This is a genomic window from Domibacillus indicus, assembly GCF_023715895.1.
Taxonomy (GTDB): domain Bacteria; phylum Bacillota; class Bacilli; order Bacillales; family Domibacillaceae; genus Domibacillus; species Domibacillus indicus_A.
Map to the genome: position 1 here is coordinate 91,239 of NZ_JAMBOO010000002.1, position 26,085 is coordinate 117,323.

Sequence of the window (26,085 nt, forward strand, 5' to 3'; positions counted from 1 at the left end):
TTTCACATTATATCATATGATCGACACATGAGAACATATGAGCGTTTATACTTCCATGATAATTGGCAGGATCATTGGACGCCGCTTTGTTTTTTCATGTAAGAATGAGTTTAATTGATCACGAATATCCTGTTTAATACCAGACCATTCAAACGTTTCACCCGCAAGATTTTTCTCGACAATACCTGTCACAAGCTTTACGGAATCATCGATCAGCTTTTCTGACTCGCGTACATACACAAAACCGCGCGAGATAATTTCCGGTCCGGCAACAATTCTTTTTTGTTTTTTGCTTAACGTAATCACAACGGTGAAAATGCCATCCTGTGACAACAGCTTTCGGTCACGAAGAACAATATTGCCTACATCTCCTACACCAATTCCGTCAATCAGGACATTGCCGGCGGTTACACGGCCGGCCGGACGCATCTTTCCATTTTTAAATTCAATGACGTCGCCTTTTTCTGGGATGTACGTATTCTCTTCCGGCACGCCAGTCACTAGTGCCAAATTTTTATGTGCTTTAAGCATACGGTATTCCCCTTGAATCGGAATGAAATACGTCGGCTTCATTAAATTAAGCATAAACTTTAAGTCTTCTTGAGATCCGTGTCCGGAAACGTGTACACGGCGGCTGCCTGTCAACACATTTGCGCCAGCACGGTAAAGAAGGTTAACTGTTTTGGCCATCAGCAGCTCTAAGCCTGGAGATGGAGATGCAGTAATCAGCACCGTATCGCCTTCTTTAATTTTCACATGTCGGTTTGTTCCCTTCGCCATTTTCTGAAGCGCCTCAATTGGCTCACCTTGTACGCCTGTTGCGAGAATCACCACTTCATGATCAGCATGCTTGCTAATTTCATTTAAGCTGATTAAAATATCATCTTCGACCTGCAAATAGCCAAGCCGGATGGCAATATCATTTACACGCTGAATGCTTTTTCCGCTCACCGCTACCTTGCGGCCATTTTCATAAGCGGCATCAAATACCTGCTGCATACGAATTAAGTTAGACGCAAAAAGTGAAACGATAATCCGGCCTTCAGCTGAATGAAACGCATCTGAAAGCTGAGAGGCAATGACTGCCTCAGAAGTTGTATGACCCGGACGTTCAGCTTCTGTAGAGTCAGAAAGCAAAGCGAAAACACCATTTTTGCCAAGCGCCGCCATTTTGCCGATATCCGGTGCGTAGTGGCCTTTTGCACTTTGGTCAAATTTAAATTCACCTGTGTGTACGATGGCGCCTTCGGATGTGTGGATGGCGACACCGACAGAATCCGGAATGCTGTGTGTTGTCCGGAAAAAAGTCACGTCCGCATGATCAAAACGCAATTTCGATTCGGAATGAACCGTGTAAAATTTAACGTCTTCTTTTACATTCTCTTCACGCAGGCGCATCTTGGCAAGCGCCAGGGTTAATTTGGTTCCATATACAGGTGCCTGTACTTTTTTAAGTACATACCCGAGCGAGCCGATCGCATCTTCATGACCGTGCGTCAGGAAAATACCCTTTACCCGCTCCTTGTTTTCTTCCAGGTATGTAATGTCCGGAATGACAATATCGATTCCAAGCATTTCATTCTCAGGAAACATAAGGCCGGTGTCGATCACGAAAATATCCTGATCCACTTCTACGACTGTCATATTTTTCCCGACTTCCCCGACTCCGCCCAGCGGGATAATCTTAATTAATTCATTTGTTCTCTTGCTCACATTATTTCCTCCTAAACATTTAAAAGACCCGATCCAAACATTACGTCTATTATAAGCGATGAAGAAAATGAAAGCCAATACTATCTGCCAGGAAATAAGAAAAGCCGGTTTTTGCAGAAGTTCTGCAAAAACCGGCTTTATTTTTAAAGCAGTGTCGACAGGGTTGTTCGCTCCTCTTCTGTTAAAGGAAGAAGCGGCAGACGAACACCGCCCACATCGAGACCTTTCATTTGAAGAGCCGTTTTGACCGGCACCGGATTTGGTGCGGCAAACAATCCGCGGAAAAGCGGAAGAAGGGTTTGATGAATGGAAGCTGCTGTTTGAACATCTCCACTTAAATAAGCATTCACCATTTGCTTCATTTCTTGTCCAGCCACGTGAGATGCGACAGAAATGATTCCTGTGCCTCCTACCGAAAGAACCGGCAGTGTCAGCCCGTCATCACCGCTGTATACAAGAAAATCATCTCCAGTATTTGCGACGATTTCTGTAATGATATCCAGACTGCCGCTCGCTTCTTTTGTTGACATGATATTTGATACTTCATTCGCAAGACGGATCGTTGTTTTTGGCTCAATTAAAACAGAAGAACGGCCCGGAATGTTATAGATCATAACGGGAAGATGAGTAGATTCCGCTACTGTTTTAAAGTGCTGGAACAACCCTTCCTGGTTCGGTTTATTATAATAAGGAGCGACGAGCATAATGGCGTCAACGCCTTCTGCCTCCGCTTTTTTCGTTAATTCAATGGACGCTTTTGTATTGTTGCTTCCCGTACCTGCAACGACCGGAATACGGCCATTGACTACTTTAACGGTATGGCGGAAAAGCGCCACTTTTTCCTCAGTTGTAAGTGTTGGTGATTCACCGGTTGTTCCCGCTACGACAAGCGAATCGGTTCCGGTTCCGATTAAATGTTCAATCAGCTGTGTGGTTTTTTCGAAATCAATGTTTCCTTTTGAGTCAAACGGCGTCACCATTGCCGTCGACAACCGGCCGAAAGAAATCATGTGCAATCGCCTCCTAATTCCGGCTTCCTCAATCAATTCAGCCTATTCATTTATTTGTTCAAGTAAAAATGCATCATGCAGAGCATTAACAGCAGCCGGCATCTGGTCTTCTTTCACTAACACCCAGATCGTCGTATGACTGTCCGCGGACTGCATAATAGAGATACCTTTTGCAGCGAGCGCTGAAACAATTTTCGATGTAACTCCCGGTACGCCTGTCATACCAGCGCCTACAACTGACACTTTCGCACAATCAGGGTCGAGAAGCGGGGTATATCCGTTTTCTTCCAAACGCTGCTTTGCTTTTGGCGCATCCGCATCTATAACCGTGTACGTGACACGATCTTCAGAAATGTTGATAAAATCAACACTGATGCCTTCTGATGCCATCAATGCAAAAATCTCCGCCTGCTCTGTCGTTTGTATCCGAATGCGCGTGATGCCTGTTACGTGGGCAACCCCCGTCACGAGCCGGTCACGTGTATCAGAGCCTCGGTTTTCATCCGGAGAAGAAGTAACAAGGGTACCTGTTTCCTCCGAATACGTAGACCGTATACGAAGCGGCACCTTCGCCTGCATGGCAATTTCCACAGCCCGCGGATGAATGACTTTCGCACCTTGATAAGCCATGTTACATACTTCTGTATAAGTTACAACAGACAATGGCCGAGCATTTTTGGCAATTCTCGGATCGGCTGTCATAATTCCGTTTACATCTGTAAAAATGTCGATAAAATCGGCCTGCAATGCTGCACCAAGCGCTGCTGCAGACGTATCGCTGCCGCCGCGTCCAAGAGTTGTAATTTCACCTGTGCTTGTCGCACCTTGAAAGCCTGCTACGACAACGACGTCGCACGCTTCAAATTCTTTCAGCAGCCTTGACGGCTCGATTTTGACAATTTTCGCATCCATATGGTTATGGTCCGTTAAAAAGCCGGCTTGAGCGCCCGTAAGCGCAACAGACGACAGCCCGTTTTCTTTCAGCATCGCTGAAAAAACAAGACTGGAAATAAGTTCTCCGGTTGACATGAGCAGGTCTGTTTCCCGCTTTGTCAACACCCCTGTCCCGCTTCCTGCAAGCGAAAGAAGCGTATCCGTCGCATACGGATCGCCTTTTCGCCCCATTGCAGAAACTACGACAACTACCTTATATCCTTCACGGACCGCGCGCTGTACATGACTAAGAGCGCTCAGCCGCGACTGTTCATCACGGACAGATGTCCCGCCAAACTTTTGAATGATGATGTTCACATTATACACCTGGCTTTCTCAATTAGGAGTGGCAGCCGGCTTATTTTTCTGTTACAAGGCCCATTTCAATTAACGTCTCAGCAATCTGAACAGAATTCCAAGCTGCTCCCTTTAACAGATTATCAGAAACAACCCACATATGGAAACCGTTATCTGTATCAAGATCTTTACGGATCCGTCCAACAAAAGTATCATTTTTGCCTACGCAGTCTGCCGGCATTGGATAAAGCTGTTCAGAAGGATTATCCTGCAGCACAACACCTGGAGCGTCTTTTAGCAAAGCCTGGATATCCGCTGCGCTCAAGCCGCCTTTTTCCGTTTCAAAATAAAGAGATTCTGAGTGGCCCGTTGCAATTGGCAGGCGGACACATGTTGCGGCAACCGGCAGGTCTTCCATATGCATAATTTTCTTTGTTTCATTAATCATTTTCATTTCTTCATATGTGAAGCCGTTATCTTGGAATTTATCAATTTGCGGAATGGCGTTGAATGCAATTTGATAATGTTTTTTGTCGCTGCCGACTGGTAAAATCTTCGGCTCAAACGATTCATTGTTTACGATCGCTTTTGTCTGGCTGTAAAGCTCTTCAACTGCTTTTGCTCCCGCACCAGATACAGCCTGGTACGTAGAAACGATTACTTTTTTCAAGCCTGCTGCCTGGCGGATCGGCTCAAGCGCTACAAGCATTTGAATCGTTGAGCAGTTCGGGTTGGCAATGATGCCGTTATGGTTACGCAAATCTTCTTTGTTGACTTCCGGCACGACAAGCGGCACATCCGGATGCATGCGGAAAGCACTTGTATTATCGATCACGATCGCACCGCGTTTTGCCGCTTCCGGAGCCAATGCTTCTGATACGCTGCCTCCTGCGGAAAACAGGGCGATATCGATTCCTTCAAAGCTTTCTGGCTTTGCTTCTTGAACTGTTACTTCTTCGCCTCTAAAAGAAACGGTTTTTCCCGCTGAACGGGCGGATGAAAGAAGCGTCAATGTCTTAATCGGAAAATTGCGCTCTTCCAATGTTTTTAGCATTTGCTGTCCGACCGCTCCCGTCGCTCCAACGACGGCTACGTGAAAACCTGTGTTACTCATTCAAATCTTCCCCTTCCGGTAATAAAAGTTCATCTTTTTGTATAAAGATACATTGTCGAATTATCATGAATGTTGAAAAAAGTATCTTGATACTGATAATAGCACTATTTTAACACATTAAAGGACGATGGAAAGAAGAAAATCAATGGGAAATAAAAAAAGCGGTGATTTCTTTAAACGGTTGAAGACGGATATTCTTTCAACAGCGGCTGAATTTGTTTATGGGAAAGGGCTTCTGAAACCGTTGCGGGAATCAAATCCATAAACGCCACTAAAGAATTTGGTTTTTTAATGGGATCGTCCTGGCCAAAAGGAACAAAATAAATATTTTTCATATTTAAGAGCTTCACAATATTTTGGCTGTTTAACCCAAGCGCATCGTTTGTTGAGACAGCGACCACCACAGGGCTTCCATTTCGCAGTGTAGCCTTGGCAGCCATTAAGACGGGAGAGTCTGTAGCAGCGTTGGCAAATTTACTGATGGAGTTTCCGGTCATAGGCGCGATTACCATGCAATCCACTGGATTTTTTGGTCCCAGCGGTTCAGCATCTTGAATGGTTGTAATCGCTTTTTGGCCTGCTACCTCCTCTACTTTCTTCAGCCACTCTCCTGCCGAACCGAACCGGCTTGCTTCTTTTTGTACTGTATTCGTTGCCACCGGTACTACCTCGGCTCCCAGTTCTTTTAACTTTGCCACGACCGGCACTATTTCTTCAAATGTACAATGTGATCCTGTGATCCCGAACCCAATCCGACGCCCTTTTAACGATAGGTCCACTTCTTACAATCCCCTTTCTTCTTTCCATTCTTTTACAGCATCCCATAAAACATGAGCCAGTATTTCCCCAGCTGTTTTCGGCGCTACTTTGCCCGGCAGGCCTAGAGCATGAATGGCTTCTATTCCTGCTTTTTGGGCAGCTTCGAAATCCGTTCCTCCTGGTTCAGAGGCGAGATCAATCACCAGAGAGCCCGGCTTCATTTGCTCTAATATTTCTTTTGTTAAAACCATATCCGGCACTGTATTGATCACAATGTCGGCCCGTTTAATTTCTTCTTTCATGCTTTCCATATAAAAAGGATACAGGCTCATTTCTTTTGCTCTAGCAAACTTCCCTGTTTCCCGGACCGCTGCCGTTACATGAGCACCGGCCTGGTGGAACAGCCGGGCCGTTGTAATACCGACGCGGCCAAGCCCGATCACCATCACATTGGCCCCGTGAATGGTATGATCCGTTTTTTGCATGGCGATCATCAGGGTTCCTTCAGCTGTCGGAATAGAGTTAAGCACCGCTGCGTCTTCCCGGTCGAAAATATACAGAATGTCACGGTCTACTATGCTTTTTAAAGCTGGTGTTTCAATGCCGCTTACGATAATGCAATTGGGTGACAGAGACTCGGCAATTTCTTTTGTCATGAAAAGCGGTTTTGATGAAAACGGGGCATCCACTACCCCTCCTTTTTTCACGCCCGAAACCGGCAATATAAACAAGTCCATCAGCTGATAGGACACGTCTTCTGGTTTCAGAACCTGTGCGCCTGAGAGTTCCTTCTTTGCCTGATCAAATCCAGCCATGTACACATGGATGCCGCGTTCCATTAACAGGCGGCCCATCTCAATCTGTCTGGCATCTCCGCCATAAATCAATGCTTTCACCTAAATCTCCTCCAATTGCGGCGTATTCTTTTTATTGTATGAACCGCCATTTTTCCCTGTGCGTTCTGTTTTGTTCCAAAAAAAAGAATCCACTCTTTGAGTGGATTCAAATTTGGGCTGTTTTCGGCCATTTGCCATCCGGGCTGATCAGCGCGGCTGAGAATGGTTTATTAAACAATTCTGCTGCTAGTGCGTCCACCCGGTCTTTTGTTACGTTATCAATTAGTGAGACGACTTCATCAAGCGTACGGTGGCGCTTAAGAAGCAGCTCATTTTTTCCATTACGGCTCATACGGCTGTTTGTGCTCTCCAGGCTAAGCATTAAGCTGCCTTTAAGCTGTTCTTTGCTGTTTTGAAGCTCTTTTGGTGTAATTCCTTCCTTTTTAACAAGGTCGATGGACTTCATAATGGTCGCATATAATTCTTCCAGCTGTTCGGCTCCTGTTCCACCATAAAATGTGATCAGACCCGTATCTTTATAAGAAGAATGGTACGAGTACACGGAATACGCAAGACCCCGTTCTTCACGAACTTCCTGGAAAAGGCGGCTAGACATGCTTCCACCGATAATATTATTGAGTACGATTAAATTGTAAATGTCTTTGTCTCCGATTGGGACACCTTCATATCCAAAGCATAAATGCGCTTGCTCTGTTTCTTTCGAGCGTGCTTTTTTCTCATGGTAAAAGTGGGAAACAGCCTCCATGGCCGGCGCTTTGCCGCCTTCGTACTCTCCAAAAAGAGCTTCTGCTTTTTTCACGAGCTCTTCTGTAATATTGCCTGCGATCGAAATGACTACCCGATCCGGTGTATACATGTTGTACATGTATTCTTTGAGCGTGTCACGTGTGAAAGCAGCCAATGTTTCTTCTGTCCCCAAAATCGGAAGGCCAAGCGGATGGTCACCGTAAGCGGCGCTGCTAAGCAAATCATGAACGATATCGTCCGGCGCGTCTTCATACATTTTAATTTCCTCTAAAATAACATTGCGCTCTTTTTCAAGCTCTTCTGTATCAAATTTAGAATGGAAAAACATATCTGCCAGCACATTTAAAGCGTGCTCTGCGTGATTATCAAGCACCTTTGCATAGTAACACGTGTATTCTTTTGACGTAAAAGCATTTACTTGACCGCCGATGCTGTCAAAGCTTTCTGCTATTTCTTTTGCACTTAATGTATCTGTTCCTTTAAAGAACATATGTTCAAGAAAATGGGACACACCGTTTAGTTCTGGTGACTCGTCACGGGATCCTGTTGCAATCCATATGCCAATTGCAGCGGACCGAACCGTGGTCATTTCTTCTGTTACGATGGTCACGCCATTCTTGCATGTAAATCGTTTTATCAACGTAATCATATCCCCCTAGTTTCTGTTCATCTTGTTGACCACATCACAATATCAATGAATAACAATATCATACTTCGCTTCCAAAAGCTATAAAAAAAGCAGAGACTTCACACGAAGTCCCTGCCTTTAATGTTACTGCTGCTGTTTAGCTGCTTCTTCTTTTTCACGCTGTTCTTTTAAAACAGCTTTTCTAGACACATTTACGCGCCCTTGATTATCAATGGCAATTACTTTAACAAGGATTTCATCGCCTATTTTCAATACATCTTCTACCTTGCCAACCCGCTCTTCAGCAAGCTCGGAAATGTGCACAAGACCGTCTTTGCCTTTGAACAGCTCAACAAAAGCGCCGAATTTTTCAATACGCTTTACTTTCCCCATGTAAAGCTCGCCGACTTGTACTTCACGTACAATGTCTTCGATAATTTTCTTCGCCCGTTCATTGTCTTCCTGGTTCACCGATGAAATAAAGACGGTTCCGTCTTGTTCAATATCGATTTTTACGCCAGTTTCTTCAATAATTTTATTGATTTGTTTGCCGCTCGGCCCAATAACATCACGGATTTTATCCGGATTGATGGTCATGGTCATAATTTTCGGCGCGTAAGCCGACAATTCATTGCGCGGCGTATCAATCACAGACAGCATATGCTCTAAAATATGCATTCTGCCTTCTTTTGCCTGCTGAAGTGCTTCTTCTAAAATCTCGCGGCTTAATCCGTCGATTTTAATATCCATTTGAAGCGCGGTCACGCCTTTTGCTGTACCTGCTACTTTAAAGTCCATATCACCAAGGTGGTCTTCCATGCCTTGAATATCAGACAACACTGTATAATGCTCGCCAGACTTAACAAGACCCATTGCAATACCAGCTACAGGCGCTTTAATTGGTACACCTGCATCCATCATCGCCATTGTGCTTGCACAAATACTCGCTTGAGATGAAGATCCGTTCGATTCAAGCACCTCTGATACAAGGCGAATCGTATACGGGAAGTCTTTTTCATCAGGGATAATCGGATAAAGAGCACGCTCTCCAAGAGCACCATGCCCAATTTCCCGGCGGCCCGGTGCACGAAGCGGACGTGTTTCCCCTACGCTGAACGAAGGGAAATTGTAATGGTGCATAAACCGTTTTGATTCTTCCGTTCCAAGACCGTCCAAAATTTGCACATCACCTAAAGCACCAAGCGTAGCTACACTCAGTACCTGTGTTTGTCCACGGGTAAACATAGCGGAGCCGTGTGTACGTGGAAGTAATGTGGTTTCGGAAGAAAGCGGACGAATTTCGTCGATCTTCCGGCCGTCTGGACGAATTTTTTCAACGGTAATCAAACGGCGCACTTCTTCTTTAACGAGTTTTTCGAGAATAGCGGAGGCTTCAGCCAGCACTTGTTCTTCTTCGCCTTCCGAAAGAAGCGCTTCTTTCACAGCATTTTTCACTTCTGTGATCGCTTCCTCGCGCGCATGCTTTTCAGGCGTTTGAATAGCCTGCTTCATATCCGCTTCACACATTGCACGAATTTTGGCTTCCAGTACTTTGTCGTTTTCATAAAGAACAACTTCACGCTTTTCTTTTCCGCATGCAGCGACAATTTCTTCCTGGAAAGCGATTAAGCGCTTGATTTCTTCGTGGCCAAACATAATCGCTTCAAGCATCACTTCTTCTGGTACTTCGTCTGCTCCCGCTTCAACCATGTTGATTGCTTCTTTAGTACCAGCGACCGACAAATCAATGTCACTTTTTTCCTGCTGCTCCACTGTCGGGTTGATCACGAAAGAACCGTCTACACGGCCGACGTTTACCCCGGCAATTGGACCTTCGAATGGAATATCTGATACTGACAGCGCCAGTGAGGAACCGAACATTGCAGCCATTTCAGGTGAGCAGTCCTGGTCTACACTCATGACCATGCTGATCACTTGAACTTCATTACGGAATCCATCGGCAAAAAGCGGACGAATTGGGCGGTCAATTAACCGGCTTGCCAGTGTCGCTTTTTCACTCGGACGGCCTTCTCTTTTAATAAATCCGCCTGGAATTTTACCTGCGGCATAAAGACGCTCTTCGTAGTTTACTGTTAACGGAAAGAAATCCACTGCTTTCGCTTCTTTAGAAGCTGTTGCAGTACTAAGTACGACCGTATCGCCGTAGCGAATTAGCGCTGAACCATTGGCCTGCTTCGCGATTTGTCCTATTTCAACCGTTAATTCGCGTCCTGCCCAGTCGATGGAAAATGTTCTTTTTCCCTGCTCCATTTGGTTGCACCTCTCTTTATTTAAAAAAACGTTTTTTTCCTAACAAAAAAGCGGGAAAAATCCCGCTTTATCGTGAATTATCGGCGCAAACCGAGCTTTTGGATCAACTCGCGGTAACGTGCTACATCCTTGTTACGAAGGTATGAAAGCAGGTTACGACGGCGGCCGACCATTTTTAGAAGACCGCGACGTGAATGGTGGTCTTTTTTATGTGTACGTAAGTGATCATTCAACGTGTTGATTTGTTCAGTTAATACAGCGATTTGAACTTCTGGAGACCCAGTGTCGCTTTCGTGTGTTCTGTACTCCTGAATTAGTTCGTTTTTGCGTTCTTGTGTTAATGCCATTTGTAATTCCTCCTTTAAATTGATTCATCCCCGTCAGCCGAGCATGCGTTGGAGATTCGCGATGCCAAGCAGCGGTTCAAAATGTCAAGCACTTCTTATTATAAGAAATTTATGCTTCTTCGTCAAGACGTTTGCTGTCGAAGAAATGCACAGCTGCTTTTTTATCCCGTTCAATTTGTGCAGCCAGCTCTTCGATACCGCTAAACTTTTGCTCCCCGCGCAGCCGAATAAACCAGTCCACTTCCACTTCTTCTCCGTAAATATCCCCCGTATACTGAAAAATATGCACTTCGATTGATAAAACCGGCTTGTCCGGACTTTTAAATGTTGGACGGAACCCAACATTGCACACCCCTTCATGCCATTCATTTTTCACACGGATTTTCACGGCGTATACACCGGTGCGCGGCAGGAAATAATCATCATCGGGTTCGATATTCGCGGTGGGAAAACCCATTTTCCGGCCGCGTTTATCACCGTGAATAACCGTCCCGTGCATCCGGTAAGGGCGGCCGAGTAAATCGGACGCATCGCGTACAAGTCCTTCCGAAAGCAGCTCTCTTATTTTGGTCGAACTTACTTTTTCCTCCCCAAATTCAAGCTTATCAACAGATGTAAAAGCAAATGCCCCGCGTGAATGAAACAGTAATGTTTCCATCGTTCCTTTTCCAAGACGGCCGTATGTATAATCAAAACCGGCCGTCACGTGCTGAACATTTAAACCAATGATATACTGGTCTACAAACTGCTGTGGTTCGAGGGCTGCAAAATCAGACGTAAATCGGACCACGAACAAATAGTCAATACCGAGATCAGCGATCAAACGCTTTTTTTCCTCAAGAGGAGTAATATAGCGGATATGCTGATGCTTTCTGCCAAGAACAACAGACGGATGAGGATCAAACGTCATCACGGCACTTTTCCAGCCGTGCGTATCTGCCGTTTTTTTAGCGGCAGAGATTACCTGCTGATGCCCTTTATGTACCCCGTCAAAAAAACCAAGCGCAAGCGCCATCGGTTCGAATTCTTCTTTTTTATGGCTGTGCGGGTGGCGCAGCATAATAACATCCATACATTTCACACCTGTCTCTCTGTCATTGTGGCATCACTTTAACCGGCTTGATCAGCCCTGTTTTTCCCGGGTGAACCTGGTAGATGGCCAATAGTTCCCCGTTTAAATAAACAGCTGCTTCGGACTCTTCAGCCGGCCACTGGGCAGGCTTCGACAAAACAGCCCCATTCTTTACCTTTACTGCTACTGTATCATTTACAATCCACTTCGGCAAATGAGAAACCGCTGTTTCAACCGGCTTTAAGACGTCCTCCGGAGCCCGTTCTGCCAGCACAGACAGCGTGACGCAGTCGTCTTCATCAAAGCCTCCTGAATGGGTACGTACCAAGCGTGACATATGCGCCGGGTAGCCAAGCTTTTCGCCAATCATTACAGCCAAAGTTCGAATATAGGTCCCTTTCCCGCAAGAAACGCGAATGGAAAAGCGGACTTTTTCATTTTCCTGTTCGATCGGGCTGATTCGCTCAATGCTGTAAATAGAGACGATCCGTGACGGGCGCTCTACCGTTTGTCCAGCCCGTGCATATTCATATAAACGCCTGCCGTTCACTTTTACAGCCGAGTACATAGGGGGTGTTTGCTCAATTTCACCAGTGAGGCTTTGGAGCACACTTTCAAGATCGGCATCTGTAATAGACCGGTCAACCGCCCTTGACTCCACCACTGCTCCAGACGCATCCTCCGTTTCTGTTGAAAAGCCAATGGTTACCTCTGCCTCATAGGTTTTTCCACTATCGGTAATATATTCAGCGAGCCTCGTTGCTGTCCCGATACAAAGAGGAAGCACGCCTTCTACATCGGGATCAAGTGTACCCGTATGGCCTACTTTTTTCGTACGAAGAATTTTACGGGCCTTAAATACACAGTCATGTGATGTCATTCCTTTTTCTTTCCATAGCGGCAAAATGCCATTCATATTTCAAGCCTCCTTTTGCTGTCAAAAAAAAGCGCCTGATCAAGCAGCCGACATTCCTGCTGCTTCTCAAGGCGCTCTTTTTGTATTACGACGGGTCTGAGTCTCTTAATTCCCGCAGCAGCGTATCGATTTTGTTTCCGTACGCAACTGATTCATCAAACTCAAACATAAGCTCCGGGGTTTTGCGAAGACGGATTCGAGTTCCAAGTTCAGAACGGATAAATCCTTTTGCTTTCGCTAATGCCTTCAGTGTGCCCTCCCGCTCTTCTTCACCGCCAAGCACCGTAATATAAACGGTTGCCTGCTGCAGATCTCCGGTAACCTCTACATCCGTTACGGTTAGAAATCCGATACGGGGATCTTTTACTTTCCGGCTTAAAATTTCCGTCAGTTCTTTTTTCATTTGTTCCGCCACACGATTAGAACGCATTGACATACTTCTCACTCCTTGGGACGAAGGTTACTTACGTTCGATTTCCTGTTCGATAAACGCTTCAATAACATCGCCTTCTTTGACATCATTAAAGCCACGAATAGTAATCCCGCACTCATAGCCCTGCGCGACTTCTTTTGCATCATCTTTGAAGCGTTTCAGCGCATCGACTTCTCCTTCGAAAATAACGATGCCGTCGCGAATCAAGCGGACGCCTGAATCACGTGTGATTTTCCCTTCTGTTACATAGCTTCCCGCAATTGTACCGATTTTAGACACTTTGAATGTCTGGCGTACTTCCGCTTGTCCGATAATTTTTTCTTCAAATTCCGGATCAAGCATTCCTTTCATCGCAGCCTCGATTTCTTCGATGACTTTGTAGATAATACGATGCAGGCGTACTTCCACTTCTTCCGCTTCCGCCGTGCGTTTTGCATTCACATCCGGACGCACATTGAATCCAATAACGATGGCATTCGAAGCAGAAGCCAAAATAATATCTGATTCTGTAATCGCACCGGCACCGGTATGGATGATTTTTACGTTTACGCCTTCTACTTCAATTTTTTGAAGAGCAGCCGCTACCGCTTCAACCGATCCTTGTACATCGGCTTTTAAAACGATGTTTAAATCTTTCATTTCCCCTTGTTTCATATGTTCAAACAGGTTATCAAGGCTGACTTTTGTTTTCTCGCTCCGCTGTGCCAAAAGAGCATCCTGCGCACGGGATTCCCCGATTTGACGTGCTGTTTTCTCGTCTTCGAATACGACGAATCGATCACCCGCAAGCGGCACTTCATTCAATCCGGTAATTTCAACCGGGGTAGACGGGCCAGCTGTTTTAACACGGCGGCCAATGTCGTTTACCATGGCGCGGACACGGCCAAATGTGTTTCCAACAACAATCGGGTCACCGACATTTAACGTACCGTTTTGAACAAGCAATGTTGCTACAGAACCGCGGCCTTTATCCAGCTCGGCTTCAATAACTGTACCCATTGCTTTTCGTTTTGGATCTGCTTTTAATTCTTCTACTTCTGCAACAAGAAGAATCATCTCGAGCAATGTATCAATACCTTCGCCGTGTTTTGCTGAAAGCGGAACGAAGATGGTATCGCCGCCCCATGCTTCAGGAACAAGTCCATGCTCTGTTAATTCCTGCATCACACGATCCGGATTTGCAGCCGGCTTATCAATTTTGTTTACAGCAACGATAATCGGCACTTCTGCTGCTTTTGCGTGGTTGATGGCTTCAACGGTTTGTGGCATAACACCGTCATCGGCTGCCACTACAAGAATGGTAATATCGGTTACTTTCGCACCACGTGCACGCATTGTTGTAAACGCAGCGTGTCCTGGTGTGTCAAGGAATGTAATCTTTTTGCCGTTTGCTTCAGCTTGGTAGGCACCGATATGCTGCGTAATACCACCAGCTTCGCCTTCTGTTACTTTTGTGTTACGGATAGAATCCAAAAGTGTCGTTTTCCCGTGGTCAACGTGACCCATAATGGTTACAACCGCCGGACGTTCAACCGCAGTTTCCTCAGAATCTTCTTCTTCAAAATATGTTTCAAGGTCCGCTTTATCGATTAAAATTTCTTCTTCTACCTCTACGTTAAACTCGCCTGCCACAAGTTCAATGGCATCTTTATCAAGCTCCTGATTGATCGTTGCCATTACGCCGAGCATAAACAATTTTTTAATGACATCAGATGGTTCCACGTTCATTTTCTTAGCAAGCTCGCCCACTGTTAAAGAACCGGAGAAAACAATTTTTTCCGGAATTTCTTTCTTTTTCACTGGAATTGGCTGTTTCGGTGCTCCTTTACGCTGCCCACCGGAACGGCCTTTTCCGCGTGGCCCGCCGTTAATGCCGCGGGAACCCGGTTTTGAACCGCCCTGCTTTTGCTGGCCTGGTCTAGAACCTGTTGGCTTCGGCTTTGCCGGTCCACGGTTTCCCGCCGGTTTATTCGTAGTTGATTGTTGATTATTCGGTTTATTATTCAAATTTAAACAGCCTCCTTGTCATGACAGATCGCTTCTGTCACTCCTCCTCGATAAGCGTTTTAAGCTTTTTAGCAAAACCGGTGTCCGTTACCGCCACAACGACACGCGCTTCTTTGCCAATGGCCTGTCCGAGTACTTCGCGATTTTCTACGCGGCGCACCGGCACTTTGTAAAAAGCTGCTTTATCCGTTATTTTCTTTTCTGTGTTGCGGGATGCATCTTTCGATAAAAGAACCAGTTTTGCATTCCCGCGCTGTATTTCTTTTACGGTCAGTTCTTCACCGGTAATCAGCTTGCCGGCTCGGTTGGCAAGACCAAGAAACGAAGCCCATGGATGTACGGCCATCTCAGTCGTTGCCTTTCGCCACAAGCTCAAATAATTCCTCATAAATAGATGGCGGCACTTCCGCACTCAGCTGCCGTGCCAGCACATTTTTCTTTTGAGCCGCTTCCACCGCTTCTTTCGTCCGGGAAACATAAGTGCCCCGTCCCGATTTTTTGCCGGTTGGGTCAACGGACACTTCGCCTTCCTTCGACCGGACAATGCGGATCATTTCTTTTTTAGGTTTCATTTCTCCTGTTGCCGCACACTTTCTAAGCGGCACTTTTTTAGGCATTGGCATTGCAGTACGCCTCCTTATTCGATTTCTTCAGAAAAGAAATCTTCAAGGTTGTTGTTCGACGGCTCCGTATCGTCTTCATCCTGCTCGGCTGTTTTTCCGCTTGGATAAATGCCTGCTGCCCGAGCGTCCGTTTCACTTTTGATATCAATTTTCCAGCCGGTTAGTTTCGCTGCAAGACGGGCGTTTTGACCGCGCTTGCCGATAGCCAGTGATAATTGATAATCCGGTACGATAACGGTTGTTGCTTTGTTTTCCTCTTCCACCATAACCTCAACGACTTTAGCCGGGCTGAGGGCATTAGCCACAAAGACAACCGGATCTTCTGACCACTGAACGATATCGATTTTTTCGCCTTTCAGCTCGTTTACGATTGCCTGAACGCGATTGCCTTTCGGACCGACGCATGCGCCAATCGGATCCACTTCCGGGTTTTCTGCATGAACAGAAATTTTGGAACGGTCGCCTGCTTCGCGTGATACCGAGCGAATTTCAACAGTGCCGTCAAAAATTTCCGGCACCTCAATTTCAAACAATCGCTTCAGAAGTCCTGGATGTGTGCGTGATACATAAATTTGCGGACCTTTTGTTGTCCGCTCCACTTTTGTAATAAACACTTTGATTCGATCATGCGGCTTGTATGTTTCATTCGCCATTTGCTCTGCCTGTGGCAAAAGCGCCTCGATTTTGCCAAGGCTTACATAAATAAAGCGGGCATCCTGGCGCTGTACAATGCCGGTCATAATATCTTCTTCACGGTCGATAAATTCTGAATAAATAATTCCGCGTTCTGCTTCACGAACACGCTGCGTTACAACTTGCTTTGCTGCTTGAGCTGCAATCCGGCCAAAATCTTTTGGTGTTACTTCCATTTCGACCACATCGCCAATTTCATACGAAGGATTGATTTGTACTGCATCAGCCAGCGCAATTTCCAAACGGAAGTCGAATACTTCCTCTACTACCTCTTTCCGGGCAAACACACGCATTGAGCCGGCTTCTAAATTCAGCTCCACCCGAACGTTTTGTGCCTGGTTAAAATTGCGTTTATACGCTGAGACAAGTGCTGCTTCAATTGCTTCAATTAACAAACTGCGCTCAATGCCTTTTTCTTTCTCAAGATAAAGCAACGCATCATATAATTCTGAACTCATTGGCCAAAAAGCCTCCTTACATCCATATCTTATTAAATTTTTTTAAAATGTGACAGCCAGACGCGCTTTTGCCACTTTGGAAAGTGGAACCGTCACTTGCTTTTTGCGGGTTTTAACCATATATTCTACAGTCAGCTCGCCATCTGCAAACGAAAGAAGTGTTCCTTCAAATGTTTTTTCCCCATCAATTGGCTCATAAAGCTTAATGTTCACATGCCGGCCGACAGCCCGTTCGAAATCCTGCTCTTTTTTAAGCGGGCGCTCTGCCCCTGGTGATGAGACTTCAAGGAAATAATTGTGTGGAATCGGGTCCGGGTCAAGTGCATCAAGCTTTTCGCTCAACCGTTCGCTGACCGCTGCGCACTCTTCAATGTCCACGCCGTTTTCTTTGTCAATGTAAAGGCGCAAAAACCAGTTTTTCCCCTCTTTTACATACTCTGTTTCAACGAGTTCGAGGTGTAATTCTTCAATGATTGGTACGGCGATTTGTTCAACCGTTTCGATGATTTTGCTCATTTTTTATCCTCCCGCATGAAAAAATTTGTTTCGGAACATCCCCGCAACAAACACGAAAGAGTGGGGGCGGCCCACTCTTTCGAAGAGAGTTATCATGCAATTTCCATCTGTAAGGATACCATAAATGCACCCTTTTTGCAAACGCGCCTCAAAACAGTGACAGCTGGTTTTGGTCGGGCAGCGCATCGAGACATCCCATTTTGTCCAAGTATTCCATAATGGTTTTCGAAACCTTGCCGCGCTGCTGTAAATCCTCTTTGGATAAAAACTCACCGTGTTCACGGGACGCCACAATATTTTTAGCCGCATTTGTCCCAAGACCCGGCAGCGCATTAAACGGCGGAATAAGAGAATTGCCGTCAATGACAAATTCGTCTGCGCTTGAACGGTATAAATCCACTTTTTTGAACGTAAAGCCTCGCTCTACCATCTCAAGTGCCAGCTCAAGAACCGTCATCAAGTTTTTCTCTTTCGGTGATGCATCCAGCCCTTTTGCGTTAATTTCCTGAAGCAGTGCTTTGATCGCAGAGGAGCCCTTTGACATCACATCAATATCAAAGTCTTCCGCACGGACCGTAAAATAAGCAGCATAGTAAAGAAGCGGCAAATGCACTTTAAAGTATGCGATCCGCACGGCCATTAAAACGTAAGCGGCGGCGTGCGCTTTCGGAAACATGTATTTGATTTTTTTACATGAATCAATATACCATTCCGGCACTTCATTTTTGCGCATTTCTTCTTCCATTTCTTCCGTCAGCCCTTTTCCTTTACGGACAGATTCCATGATTTTAAAAGCAAAAGCCGGTTCAAGCCCTTGATAAATCAAATAGACCATAATGTCATCCCGGCAGCCGATTACGTCAGACAGCTGGCAGATGCCTTTTTGAATCAGTTCCTGCGCATTTCCGAGCCATACATCCGTTCCGTGAGACAAACCGGAAATTTGAACGAGCTCTGAGAATGTAGTTGGTTTTGTTTCTTCAAGCATCTGGCGGACGAACCGCGTACCAAATTCCGGAATACCAAGTGTACCGGTTTTACACATAATTTGTTCTTCCGTTACACCGAGGGATTCAGTGCCGCTGAAAATCTTCATTACTTCAGGATCATCAGTCGGAATCGTTTTTGGATCTATGCCTGATAAATCCTGAAGCATCCGGATTACCGTTGGATCGTCGTGGCCGAGAATATCGAGCTTAAGCAGGTTATCGTGAATGGAATGGAAATCAAAATGGGTCGTTTTCCACTCCGATTTATCAGAGTCAGCCGGATACTGAATCGGTGAAAAATCGTATATATCCATGTAATCCGGCACAACAATAATACCGCCTGGATGCTGTCCGGTTGTCCGCTTAACGCCCGTACATCCGGATACAAGACGGTCTACTTCGGCACTCCGGTATTGCTTCGTATATTCTTCAGCATACTTTTTCACATAGCCGTAGGCGGTTTTTTCCGCTACCGTACCAATGGTGCCGGCCCTGAATACATAATCCTCGCCAAACAGCTCTTTCGTGTAATTATGCGCACGCGGCTGATACTCACCGGAAAAGTTCAAATCGATATCCGGCACCTTGTCCCCTTTAAACCCAAGGAATGTTTCAAACGGAATATCATGTCCGTCTTTTTTGTAGGGGATCTTGCAGTTTGGACAATCTTTATCCGGCAGGTCAAATCCGGAGCCGACCGACCCATCATCAAAGAACTCGGATTTTTTGCACGATGAGCATACATAGTGCGGAGGCAGCGGATTTACTTCTGTTATTTCGGTCATTGTGGCAACAAATGACGAACCGACCGATCCGCGTGAGCCAACCAGGTAACCGTCATCAAGTGACTTTTTCACCAGCTTATGTGAAATCAGGTAAATAACCGCGAATCCATGGCCGATGATACTTTTTAATTCTTTTTCAAGCCGCGCTTCTACAATTTCCGGCAGGTCATCCCCATAAATCTTCCGTGCCATGCCATAACTCATTTCCCGCATTTCTTCGTCAGCGCCTTCTATTTTCGGCGTATACAGATCGTCCTTAATCGGTTTGACTTCTTCGATCATATCAGCGATCTTATTCGTGTTGGCCACAACGATCTCATGCGCTTTTTCTTTCCCCAAAAATGAAAAAGCGTCAAGCATATCATTCGTTGTCCGGAAGTGAACGTCCGGCAGCGTCTGGCGATTTAATGGATTGGCTCCGCCCATAGATGAAATTAAAATGTGGCGGTACACTTTGTCTTCTTCATTTAAATAATGAACATTGCCGGTTGCGGCAACTAGTTTGTTTTGTTCTTCTCCAATGGTGACGATGTTTCGAATAATATCTTCAAGCCCTGCTTCATCACGTACAAGCTCCATTTCAATCAGCGGCGCATTCACGGCTTTCGGCTGCACTTCTAAATAATCATAAAACTCAGCAGCCTGTCGTGCTTCGTCCATCCCTTTTTGCATCATCGCTTCAAATACTTCCCCTTTGTTGCAGCCGGAGCCAATCAGCAAGCCGCCGCGGTGCTTTTGCAAAACAGACCGCGGGATGCGCGGCACACGGTAAAAGTAATTGATATGCGAGAGGGACACAAGCTTAAATAAATTTTTCAGCCCTTCTGCATTTTGGGCAAGAATCGTACAGTGGTAAGGGCGTGCACGTTTATAGGCCCCGCCTTCCCCCATAAAGTTATTGAACTCGTTATGTTTCTTAATCCCTTTTTCATCTGCCTCTTTTAACAATTTAAGCAGGATGTATCCCGTCGCTTCCGCATCGTAAATCGCGCGGTGATGCTGGGTTAATTCTACATCGAATTTTTTCGCCAGTGTGTTCAGCCGGTGATTTTTCATATCCGGGTACAGTAAACGTGCCAGCTCCAGTGTATCAATCACTGGATTTGAGGTCCGGCCTATAGCATACTTTTTGTAGCCTGTTTGAATAAAGCCCATATCAAACGACGCATTATGCGCAACCAAGATGGCATCCCCGGTCCACTCTTTGAAATCACGGAGCACTTCGTCTATCTCAGGTGCATCTTGTACCATGTCATCGGTAATGCCGGTCAGTTCAATGGTCGTTGCAGACAGCGGATGATGCGGGTTGGCAAATCGTTCAAACCGGTCGATAATTTCACCGTCTTTTATTTTGACTGCGGCCAGTTCAATAATCGTATCGTATACTGCTGAAAGACCCGTCGTTTCAACGTCAAAAACCACATACGTGTCTGTAGCAAGGTCCCGGTCGGCATCTTCGTATGCGATCGGCACACCGTCATTAACGAGATTGGCTTCCATCCCATATAAAATTTTTACACCATGTTTTTTTCCGGCACTGTATGCTTCCGGGAACGACTGAGCCACTGCATGATCGGTAATAGCGATAGCCGGATGTCCCCATTTTTTTGCCTGCCCGACTAATGTGCTGATGGAAGTTATGGCATCCATCTGGCTCATCGGTGAATGAAGATGAAGTTCCACCCGTTTTTCCTCTGCTGTATCTTCCCGCATCGGGGAACGAATTTCATTTACATCATTGGCGATCATCACGAGGTCACGGACAAAGGTGTCATTTTGAACAGACCCCCGCACACGTACCCACATGCCTTTTTTAATACGGTTAAACATCGCAGCGTCTTCTTTATCACGTGAAAACATTTTGATCATTAAGGAGTCCGTGTAATCGGTAATCTTAAAAGTAAGCAGCGTACGGCCGCTGCGCAGCTCTTTCGTTTCTGCGTCAAAGATATACCCTTCTGAAGCAATCCGGCGCTCTTCATCAACAATTTCTTCAAGCTTTTTAAAGTCTGCATCCGGCTTGATCATATAACCAATCGTTACAGGGCCGGATTCTTCCGGAGCCTCACCCTGCTCTTTTGCCCGGTTTTGCATATCGATGACTGCCTGACGTGCCCGTTCCGCATCTTCTTTACGCTTTTCTTCTAAAAACTTTTCATATTCTTCGTTTCGTTCGTTTTGGGAAACCTGTATGTCAAATGTCAGCGGCGGAAATCCAAGACTTTCATACACTTCGGACAAGCGGCGTCCATATTTGTTTTTCAGCGCCATGCCTTCCATTTCATTTTGAGTGCGGATCACAAGCTTGGTCCCCGATACCTCCGGTTTTTGCCCGTTTAATGCCGCTAAAAGCGGAGGCGCCATGCCTTCAAGCTGGCGGACGCAATACGGCCAGTAATCGATGATATGCTCCGGTGTACATGTACGATCCTGTACTTCCATCGAGAAAGTAACCGAGGCAAATGTGGCAAATGTGGCAGACAGCGCATCGGCAAACCGCATGAGAACATTACACGGAATCAGCGCTGGGGCCGCAAATACAAAATGCCACTTTTTTTCTTGTTTTAATACGGTTAATTTTTTGATTTCGGTTCCTTCAAAGTGGCGGACCACTGCATCTTCTGTTAGCCGAAGCTGGTCCAGCAGGATTAAAAAGCGGCTCCGTCCACTTGATGCTTCCTTCATTTTTATTTCCCCCTTACACAGAAAAGGATGAGCGGCACGAGCCGGTCATCCTTTTTCTTTTAAAGTGCAGCCTGCAAGCTGCGTACCGCTTGCACGATTTCTTCAACAGACGCTTCTACTACTTCGCCTGTCTGGCGTACTTTTATTTCAACAATGCCTTCAGCAGCTTTTTTCCCTGCTGTTACACGAACAGGCACACCAATTAAATCACTATCGGTAAACTTAACCCCTGCACGTTCAGCACGATCATCGAGCAGCACATCCATACCTGCACCCCGAAGAGCCGTATAGATTTCGTTTGCTGCATCTGTCTGCGCCGAGTCTTTCACATTGACAGGAATCACATGAACATCAAATGGCGTAAGATTTAGCGGCCATACAAAGCCGTTTTCATCATTGTACTGTTCCGCCATTGCTGCAAGAACACGCGAAACGCCGATACCGTAGCAGCCCATAATCATCGGCTGTGTCCGGCCGTTTTCATCCAGATACACAGCGTTCATTGCTTCACTGTAACGCGTGCCCAGCTTGAAGATGTGGCCAACTTCGATTCCTTTTGCAAACTGAATTGTTCCTTCTCCATCTGGAGACGGATCACCTTCTAAAATAAAGCGAAGATCTGCAAATTCTGTTACATGGAAATCACGATCTGCATTGGCATTCACATAATGAAAGCCATTTTCGTTCGCCCCGCACACAATGTTTACCATCGATTGAACGGCGTTATCAGCCAGTATTTTCACATCAGCCGGAAGGCCGACCGGACCAAGCGAACCGAACGAAGCACCAAATAATTTTACGGCCGCTTCTTCATCCGCCATTTCGACCGTTTTGGCATTTAAGACATTTTTCAATTTAATATCGTTGATTTCATGATCTCCGCGTGCAAGAACAACGACCATTTCATCGTCGACGTTAAAAAGAAGCGTTTTAATGCACTGCTCAGCCGAAACATCCAAAAACGCACTGACTGTCTCAATCGTTTTTGAATCAGGTGTTTCTACTTTCTCAAGCGGTTTTTGTTCCTCACCACTTTTTTCATATACGACTGCAACCGGCGCCATCTCGACATTTGCTGCATAATCGGATGTGTCTGAATACGCAATTGTATCTTCACCGATATCAGACAACACCATAAACTCATGTGTGTCTTTTCCGCCCATTGCACCTGAGTCGGCAATAACTGCCCGGAAATTCAATCCGCAGCGGCGGAAGATATTCGAATATGCTTCAAATAAACGATCATATACTTCGTCCAGGCTCTCTTGTGAAGCATGGAAGGAGTATGCATCTTTCATAATAAATTCGCGGCCGCGAAGCAGGCCAAACCGTGGTCGTTTTTCATCACGGAACTTTGTTTGAATTTGGTACAAAGTCAGCGGCAGGCGCTTGTATGATTTTATTTCATCCCGGATAAGAGACGTAATCACTTCCTCATGGGTTGCGCCGAGTGCGAAGTCGCGTGAATGACGATCTTTTAAACGCATGAGTTCCGGACCATAAGTCTGCCAGCGTCCTGACTCCTCCCAAAGCTCTGCCTGCTGCAGGGCCGGCATTAGAAGTTCAACTGCCCCTGCGGCATCCATTTCTTCACGGACAATCGCTTCTACTTTGCGGAGCATTTTTTGGCCAAGCGGCAGATAGCTGTAAATCCCGCTTGCATTTTGCCGGATAAAACCGGCGCGAAGAAGCAGCTGATGGCTTTTTACGTCCGCATCAGCCGGTACTTCCCGCATCGTTGGAATTAACGTTTTGCTTTGTTTCATTCAATCGCACCTCGACTAAAATAATAATTTACTGTAAAAAGAATCTTTCAATATCATTCCATGTAACCACAATCATCAAAAGCATAAGCAGCGCAAAGCCGACAAAATGCACCATACCCTCCATGCGGCGGTCTACCGGCTTTCCACGTATCGCTTCATACAAGAAAAACAGCAGGCGTCCGCCGTCTAAAGCTGGAAGCGGCAGGAGATTCATAATTCCGAGATTTATGCTCAGTACACCCGCCCATTTTGCCAGGTTTAAAATGCCGGACTGAGCGACTGTATCGGTGGAAACATAAATGCCGACAGGCCCTGACAGCATATCAAGCGAAAACTGCCCCGTTACAATCGTGCCAAGCATATTGACGATCATCTTCGTCCAAACGTACACTTCTTTGGCCCCGTACGTGAACGAGCCAAGTACAGAGTGCTCAAAAGGACTATACACGCCGATACGGCCGAATGTTTCGCCTTCTGCCGTTTCTTTATCCGGCGTAACAGGTATCGTTAATTGTTCCCCATTACGATCGATGGCAAAAGTTAACTCTTTTCCTGGGTTGTCCTGAATAACCGTAACGATTTCTTTCCAGGATCCCATGTTTTCTCCATTAATGGAGATCACACGGTCTCCTTCTTTCAGGCCGGCTTCAACTGCTGCCCCATTGTTAATCACTTCACCAAGCTTTGGCTCGTCCGTTGGAATTCCCTGAATCATGGCCAGTACTACGAAAATAATGAACGCGAGAATGAAGTTAAACAAAGGACCGGCAAAAATAGCCATAGCACGCTGCGGAAGCGTTTTTGAATTAAATTGGCGGTCATACGGCGCAATTTGCGTGCTTAACTGGTCTTCGGTCATTAAAGCTTCACGGTGTACCGGATAAGTGCGCAGTTCTTCTTCGCCTTCTTCGTATCCACTGATCGTTAAGCCATGCTCAAGATCCGCTTTTTCAATTTCAATCGTGCGAGCATCTTTAAAGCGATCCCGGCCATTTACAATTAAATTAACCGCCTCGCCTTTTTCATTAAAAACAACGCCAATTCTCTGGCCGGCTTTCAGTTCTGTCGTTTCCGGGTCTTCACCCGCCATGCGTACATAGCCTCCGAGCGGAAGCAGGCGGATCGTATAAACGGTTTCTCCTTTTTTATGCGCAAATATTTTTGGACCGAATCCGATCGCAAATTCACGGCATAGAATACCGGCCCGCTTAGCAAAGAGAAAGTGGCCTAATTCATGGAAAAAAACAAGCGATCCAAAGATAACGATAAACGCTATAACGGTATTCAAACGTTTCTAACCACCTTTTTTTATGATAAAAGTGAGCGTACTGCCGCCCTGGCTTCAGCATCTGCCTCCAGCACTGCCCCAAGTTCTGGTGATTGAACAGGTGTATGTCCCTCCATCGTCCGCTCCACCATTTCATCAATTTGCAAAAATGATATTTTCCGATCGAGAAAAGCAGCTACCGCTTCTTCATTTGCCGCATTCATCACGGCAGGCATCGTTCCGCCTGTGCGTCCCGCTGTGTACGCAAGATGAAGCATACGGTATCGGTCAAAATCCATCTCTTGAAAATGAAGACGGCCAATCTCGGCTAAATTCAACTGAGCCGTATCAGGAAGAGGCAGCCGGTCCGGCCAAGTGAGCGCATACTGGATCGGCACACGCATATCAGGTGAACCAAGCTGTGCCATCACCGACCGGTCATGAAACTCGACCATCGAGTGGATGATGCTTTCACGGTGCAAAATAACATCAATTTGTTCATAAGGCAGGCCAAACAGCCAGTGCGCTTCAATTACTTCAAGCCCCTTATTCATCATTGTAGCAGAATCGACTGTTATTTTCGCGCCCATAGACCAGTTTGGATGATTTAATGTTTCTTCTACGGTTACTTTTTCGAGCTCTTCCCTTTTTCTATCACGGAAGCTTCCGCCTGAAGCTGTTAAAATGAGCCGGCTGATATTTTTTTCCTGTTCACCCTGCAGGCTTTGAAAAATGGCTGAATGCTCACTGTCAACTGGAAGTAAATGAACGCCCGCCTGCTTTGCGGCCTCTGTTACAATATGTCCAGCTGTAACAAGCGTTTCTTTATTGGCAATGGCGATGTTTTTTTTCGCCTTTATCGCTTTAAGCGTCGGCTCCAGGCCGACACTGCCAATCACCGCGTTTACAAGTGTGTCTGCTTCCGGAACCACTGCCGCTGCTTCAAGCCCTTCCTTTCCATACAATACGCGTACGGACGGAAACTTCGCCTGCAGGCGTTCCGCTGTATTTTTTTCGATAACGGAGACGAGCGCTGGCTCAAATTCTCGAATGATGTTTTCAGCAGCTTCCTCGTTTTTCCCTGCAGAAAAAGCCGCCAGCCGGAAAGAATCTGGATGCTTCCGTATAATATCAAGAGTCTGCACACCAATGGATCCGGTTGCCCCTAATAAACTTATCGTTTTCACTACATTCATCTC

21 protein-coding genes are annotated in these 26,085 nt (G+C 46.0%); all 21 read right to left on the reverse strand.

Going from position 1 to position 26,085, the window contains the following annotated elements; all coding sequences use genetic code 11:
- Positions 1-45: 45 nt before the first annotated feature.
- On the reverse strand, positions 46-1,713 hold the full coding sequence (locus M3221_RS03700; protein ID WP_251270197.1) for a ribonuclease J: 1,668 nt from the start codon (positions 1,711-1,713) through the stop codon (positions 46-48).
- 143 nt (positions 1,714-1,856) lie between these two features.
- On the reverse strand, positions 1,857-2,723 hold the full coding sequence (gene dapA / locus M3221_RS03705; RefSeq protein WP_251270198.1) for a 4-hydroxy-tetrahydrodipicolinate synthase: 867 nt from the start codon (positions 2,721-2,723) through the stop codon (positions 1,857-1,859).
- Between the two features lie 42 nt (positions 2,724-2,765).
- Entirely contained in the window at positions 2,766-3,974 is a 1,209-nt protein-coding gene (dapG, locus tag M3221_RS03710) for an aspartate kinase (protein ID WP_251270199.1), read from the reverse strand.
- A gap of 40 nt (positions 3,975-4,014) precedes the next feature.
- Positions 4,015-5,067: an aspartate-semialdehyde dehydrogenase gene (gene asd, locus M3221_RS03715; protein WP_251270200.1), complete on the reverse strand. Its 1,053-nt coding sequence runs from the start codon at positions 5,065-5,067 to the stop codon at positions 4,015-4,017.
- 173 nt (positions 5,068-5,240) lie between these two features.
- Positions 5,241-5,846, reverse strand: a complete 606-nt coding sequence (locus tag M3221_RS03720; protein WP_251270201.1) for a dipicolinate synthase subunit B — start codon at positions 5,844-5,846, stop codon at positions 5,241-5,243.
- A 3-nt stretch (positions 5,847-5,849) separates the two neighbouring features.
- On the reverse strand, positions 5,850-6,722 hold the full coding sequence (dpsA, locus tag M3221_RS03725) for a dipicolinate synthase subunit DpsA (RefSeq protein WP_251270202.1): 873 nt from the start codon (positions 6,720-6,722) through the stop codon (positions 5,850-5,852).
- 106 nt (positions 6,723-6,828) lie between these two features.
- On the reverse strand, positions 6,829-8,070 hold the full coding sequence (locus M3221_RS03730) for a M16 family metallopeptidase (protein WP_251270614.1): 1,242 nt from the start codon (positions 8,068-8,070) through the stop codon (positions 6,829-6,831).
- A gap of 132 nt (positions 8,071-8,202) precedes the next feature.
- Complete coding sequence (gene pnp / locus M3221_RS03735; protein WP_251270203.1) at positions 8,203-10,329, reverse strand: polyribonucleotide nucleotidyltransferase; 2,127 nt, start codon at positions 10,327-10,329, stop codon at positions 8,203-8,205.
- A 77-nt stretch (positions 10,330-10,406) separates the two neighbouring features.
- Positions 10,407-10,676, reverse strand: a complete 270-nt coding sequence (gene rpsO / locus M3221_RS03740) for a 30S ribosomal protein S15 (protein WP_242234468.1) — start codon at positions 10,674-10,676, stop codon at positions 10,407-10,409.
- Between the two features lie 109 nt (positions 10,677-10,785).
- On the reverse strand, positions 10,786-11,748 hold the full coding sequence (gene ribF / locus M3221_RS03745) for a bifunctional riboflavin kinase/FAD synthetase (protein WP_251270204.1): 963 nt from the start codon (positions 11,746-11,748) through the stop codon (positions 10,786-10,788).
- Between the two features lie 22 nt (positions 11,749-11,770).
- On the reverse strand, positions 11,771-12,664 hold the full coding sequence (truB, locus tag M3221_RS03750; RefSeq protein ID WP_251270205.1) for a tRNA pseudouridine(55) synthase TruB: 894 nt from the start codon (positions 12,662-12,664) through the stop codon (positions 11,771-11,773).
- An 85-nt stretch (positions 12,665-12,749) separates the two neighbouring features.
- The gene (rbfA, locus tag M3221_RS03755; protein WP_046175015.1) at positions 12,750-13,100 is read right to left on the reverse strand and encodes a 30S ribosome-binding factor RbfA; all 351 of its coding nucleotides are present in this window, start codon (positions 13,098-13,100) and stop codon (positions 12,750-12,752) included.
- A gap of 24 nt (positions 13,101-13,124) precedes the next feature.
- Entirely contained in the window at positions 13,125-15,104 is a 1,980-nt protein-coding gene (gene infB, locus M3221_RS03760; protein ID WP_285878939.1) for a translation initiation factor IF-2, read from the reverse strand.
- A 37-nt stretch (positions 15,105-15,141) separates the two neighbouring features.
- Positions 15,142-15,450, reverse strand: coding sequence for a YlxQ family RNA-binding protein (locus M3221_RS03765; RefSeq protein WP_242234465.1), 309 nt, complete (start codon positions 15,448-15,450; stop codon positions 15,142-15,144).
- Between the two features lies 1 nt (position 15,451).
- Positions 15,452-15,727, reverse strand: a complete 276-nt coding sequence (gene rnpM, locus M3221_RS03770; protein WP_242234464.1) for an RNase P modulator RnpM — start codon at positions 15,725-15,727, stop codon at positions 15,452-15,454.
- Between the two features lie 14 nt (positions 15,728-15,741).
- A complete protein-coding gene (nusA, locus tag M3221_RS03775) occupies positions 15,742-16,878 on the reverse strand; it encodes a transcription termination factor NusA (RefSeq protein WP_251270206.1) in 1,137 nt (378 codons plus the stop codon).
- 42 nt (positions 16,879-16,920) lie between these two features.
- Complete coding sequence (gene rimP / locus M3221_RS03780; RefSeq protein ID WP_251270207.1) at positions 16,921-17,394, reverse strand: ribosome maturation factor RimP; 474 nt, start codon at positions 17,392-17,394, stop codon at positions 16,921-16,923.
- A gap of 148 nt (positions 17,395-17,542) precedes the next feature.
- Entirely contained in the window at positions 17,543-21,853 is a 4,311-nt protein-coding gene (locus M3221_RS03785; protein ID WP_251270208.1) for a PolC-type DNA polymerase III, read from the reverse strand.
- Positions 21,854-21,912: 59 nt separating this feature from the next.
- Positions 21,913-23,619: a proline--tRNA ligase gene (locus tag M3221_RS03790; protein WP_251270209.1), complete on the reverse strand. Its 1,707-nt coding sequence runs from the start codon at positions 23,617-23,619 to the stop codon at positions 21,913-21,915.
- Positions 23,620-23,647: 28 nt separating this feature from the next.
- Entirely contained in the window at positions 23,648-24,907 is a 1,260-nt protein-coding gene (rseP, locus tag M3221_RS03795; RefSeq protein ID WP_251270210.1) for an RIP metalloprotease RseP, read from the reverse strand.
- Between the two features lie 20 nt (positions 24,908-24,927).
- Positions 24,928-26,073, reverse strand: coding sequence for a 1-deoxy-D-xylulose-5-phosphate reductoisomerase (locus M3221_RS03800; RefSeq protein WP_251270211.1), 1,146 nt, complete (start codon positions 26,071-26,073; stop codon positions 24,928-24,930).
- Between the last annotated feature and the right edge of the window lie 12 nt (positions 26,074-26,085).

What these genes read in the sequence shown, in the direction of transcription:
- dapA (WP_251270198.1), bottom strand. Translation starts at nt 2,723, where the DNA reads ATGATTTCTTTCGGCCGGTTGTCGACGGCAATGGTGACGCCGTTTGAC.
- M3221_RS03790 (WP_251270209.1), bottom strand. Translation starts at nt 23,619, where the DNA reads ATGAAACAAAGCAAAACGTTAATTCCAACGATGCGGGAAGTACCGGCT.
- rnpM (WP_242234464.1), bottom strand. Translation starts at nt 15,727, where the DNA reads ATGCCAATGCCTAAAAAAGTGCCGCTTAGAAAGTGTGCGGCAACAGGA.
- rimP (WP_251270207.1), bottom strand. Translation starts at nt 17,394, where the DNA reads ATGAGCAAAATCATCGAAACGGTTGAACAAATCGCCGTACCAATCATT.
- M3221_RS03765 (WP_242234465.1), bottom strand. Translation starts at nt 15,450, where the DNA reads ATGGCCGTACATCCATGGGCTTCGTTTCTTGGTCTTGCCAACCGAGCC.
- M3221_RS03785 (WP_251270208.1), bottom strand. Translation starts at nt 21,853, where the DNA reads ATGAAGGAAGCATCAAGTGGACGGAGCCGCTTTTTAATCCTGCTGGAC.
- rpsO (WP_242234468.1), bottom strand. Translation starts at nt 10,676, where the DNA reads ATGGCATTAACACAAGAACGCAAAAACGAACTAATTCAGGAGTACAGA.
- truB (WP_251270205.1), bottom strand. Translation starts at nt 12,664, where the DNA reads ATGAATGGCATTTTGCCGCTATGGAAAGAAAAAGGAATGACATCACAT.
- rbfA (WP_046175015.1), bottom strand. Translation starts at nt 13,100, where the DNA reads ATGTCAATGCGTTCTAATCGTGTGGCGGAACAAATGAAAAAAGAACTG.
- asd (WP_251270200.1), bottom strand. Translation starts at nt 5,067, where the DNA reads ATGAGTAACACAGGTTTTCACGTAGCCGTCGTTGGAGCGACGGGAGCG.
- pnp (WP_251270203.1), bottom strand. Translation starts at nt 10,329, where the DNA reads ATGGAGCAGGGAAAAAGAACATTTTCCATCGACTGGGCAGGACGCGAA.
- nusA (WP_251270206.1), bottom strand. Translation starts at nt 16,878, where the DNA reads ATGAGTTCAGAATTATATGATGCGTTGCTTTATCTTGAGAAAGAAAAA.
- ribF (WP_251270204.1), bottom strand. Translation starts at nt 11,748, where the DNA reads ATGGATGTTATTATGCTGCGCCACCCGCACAGCCATAAAAAAGAAGAA.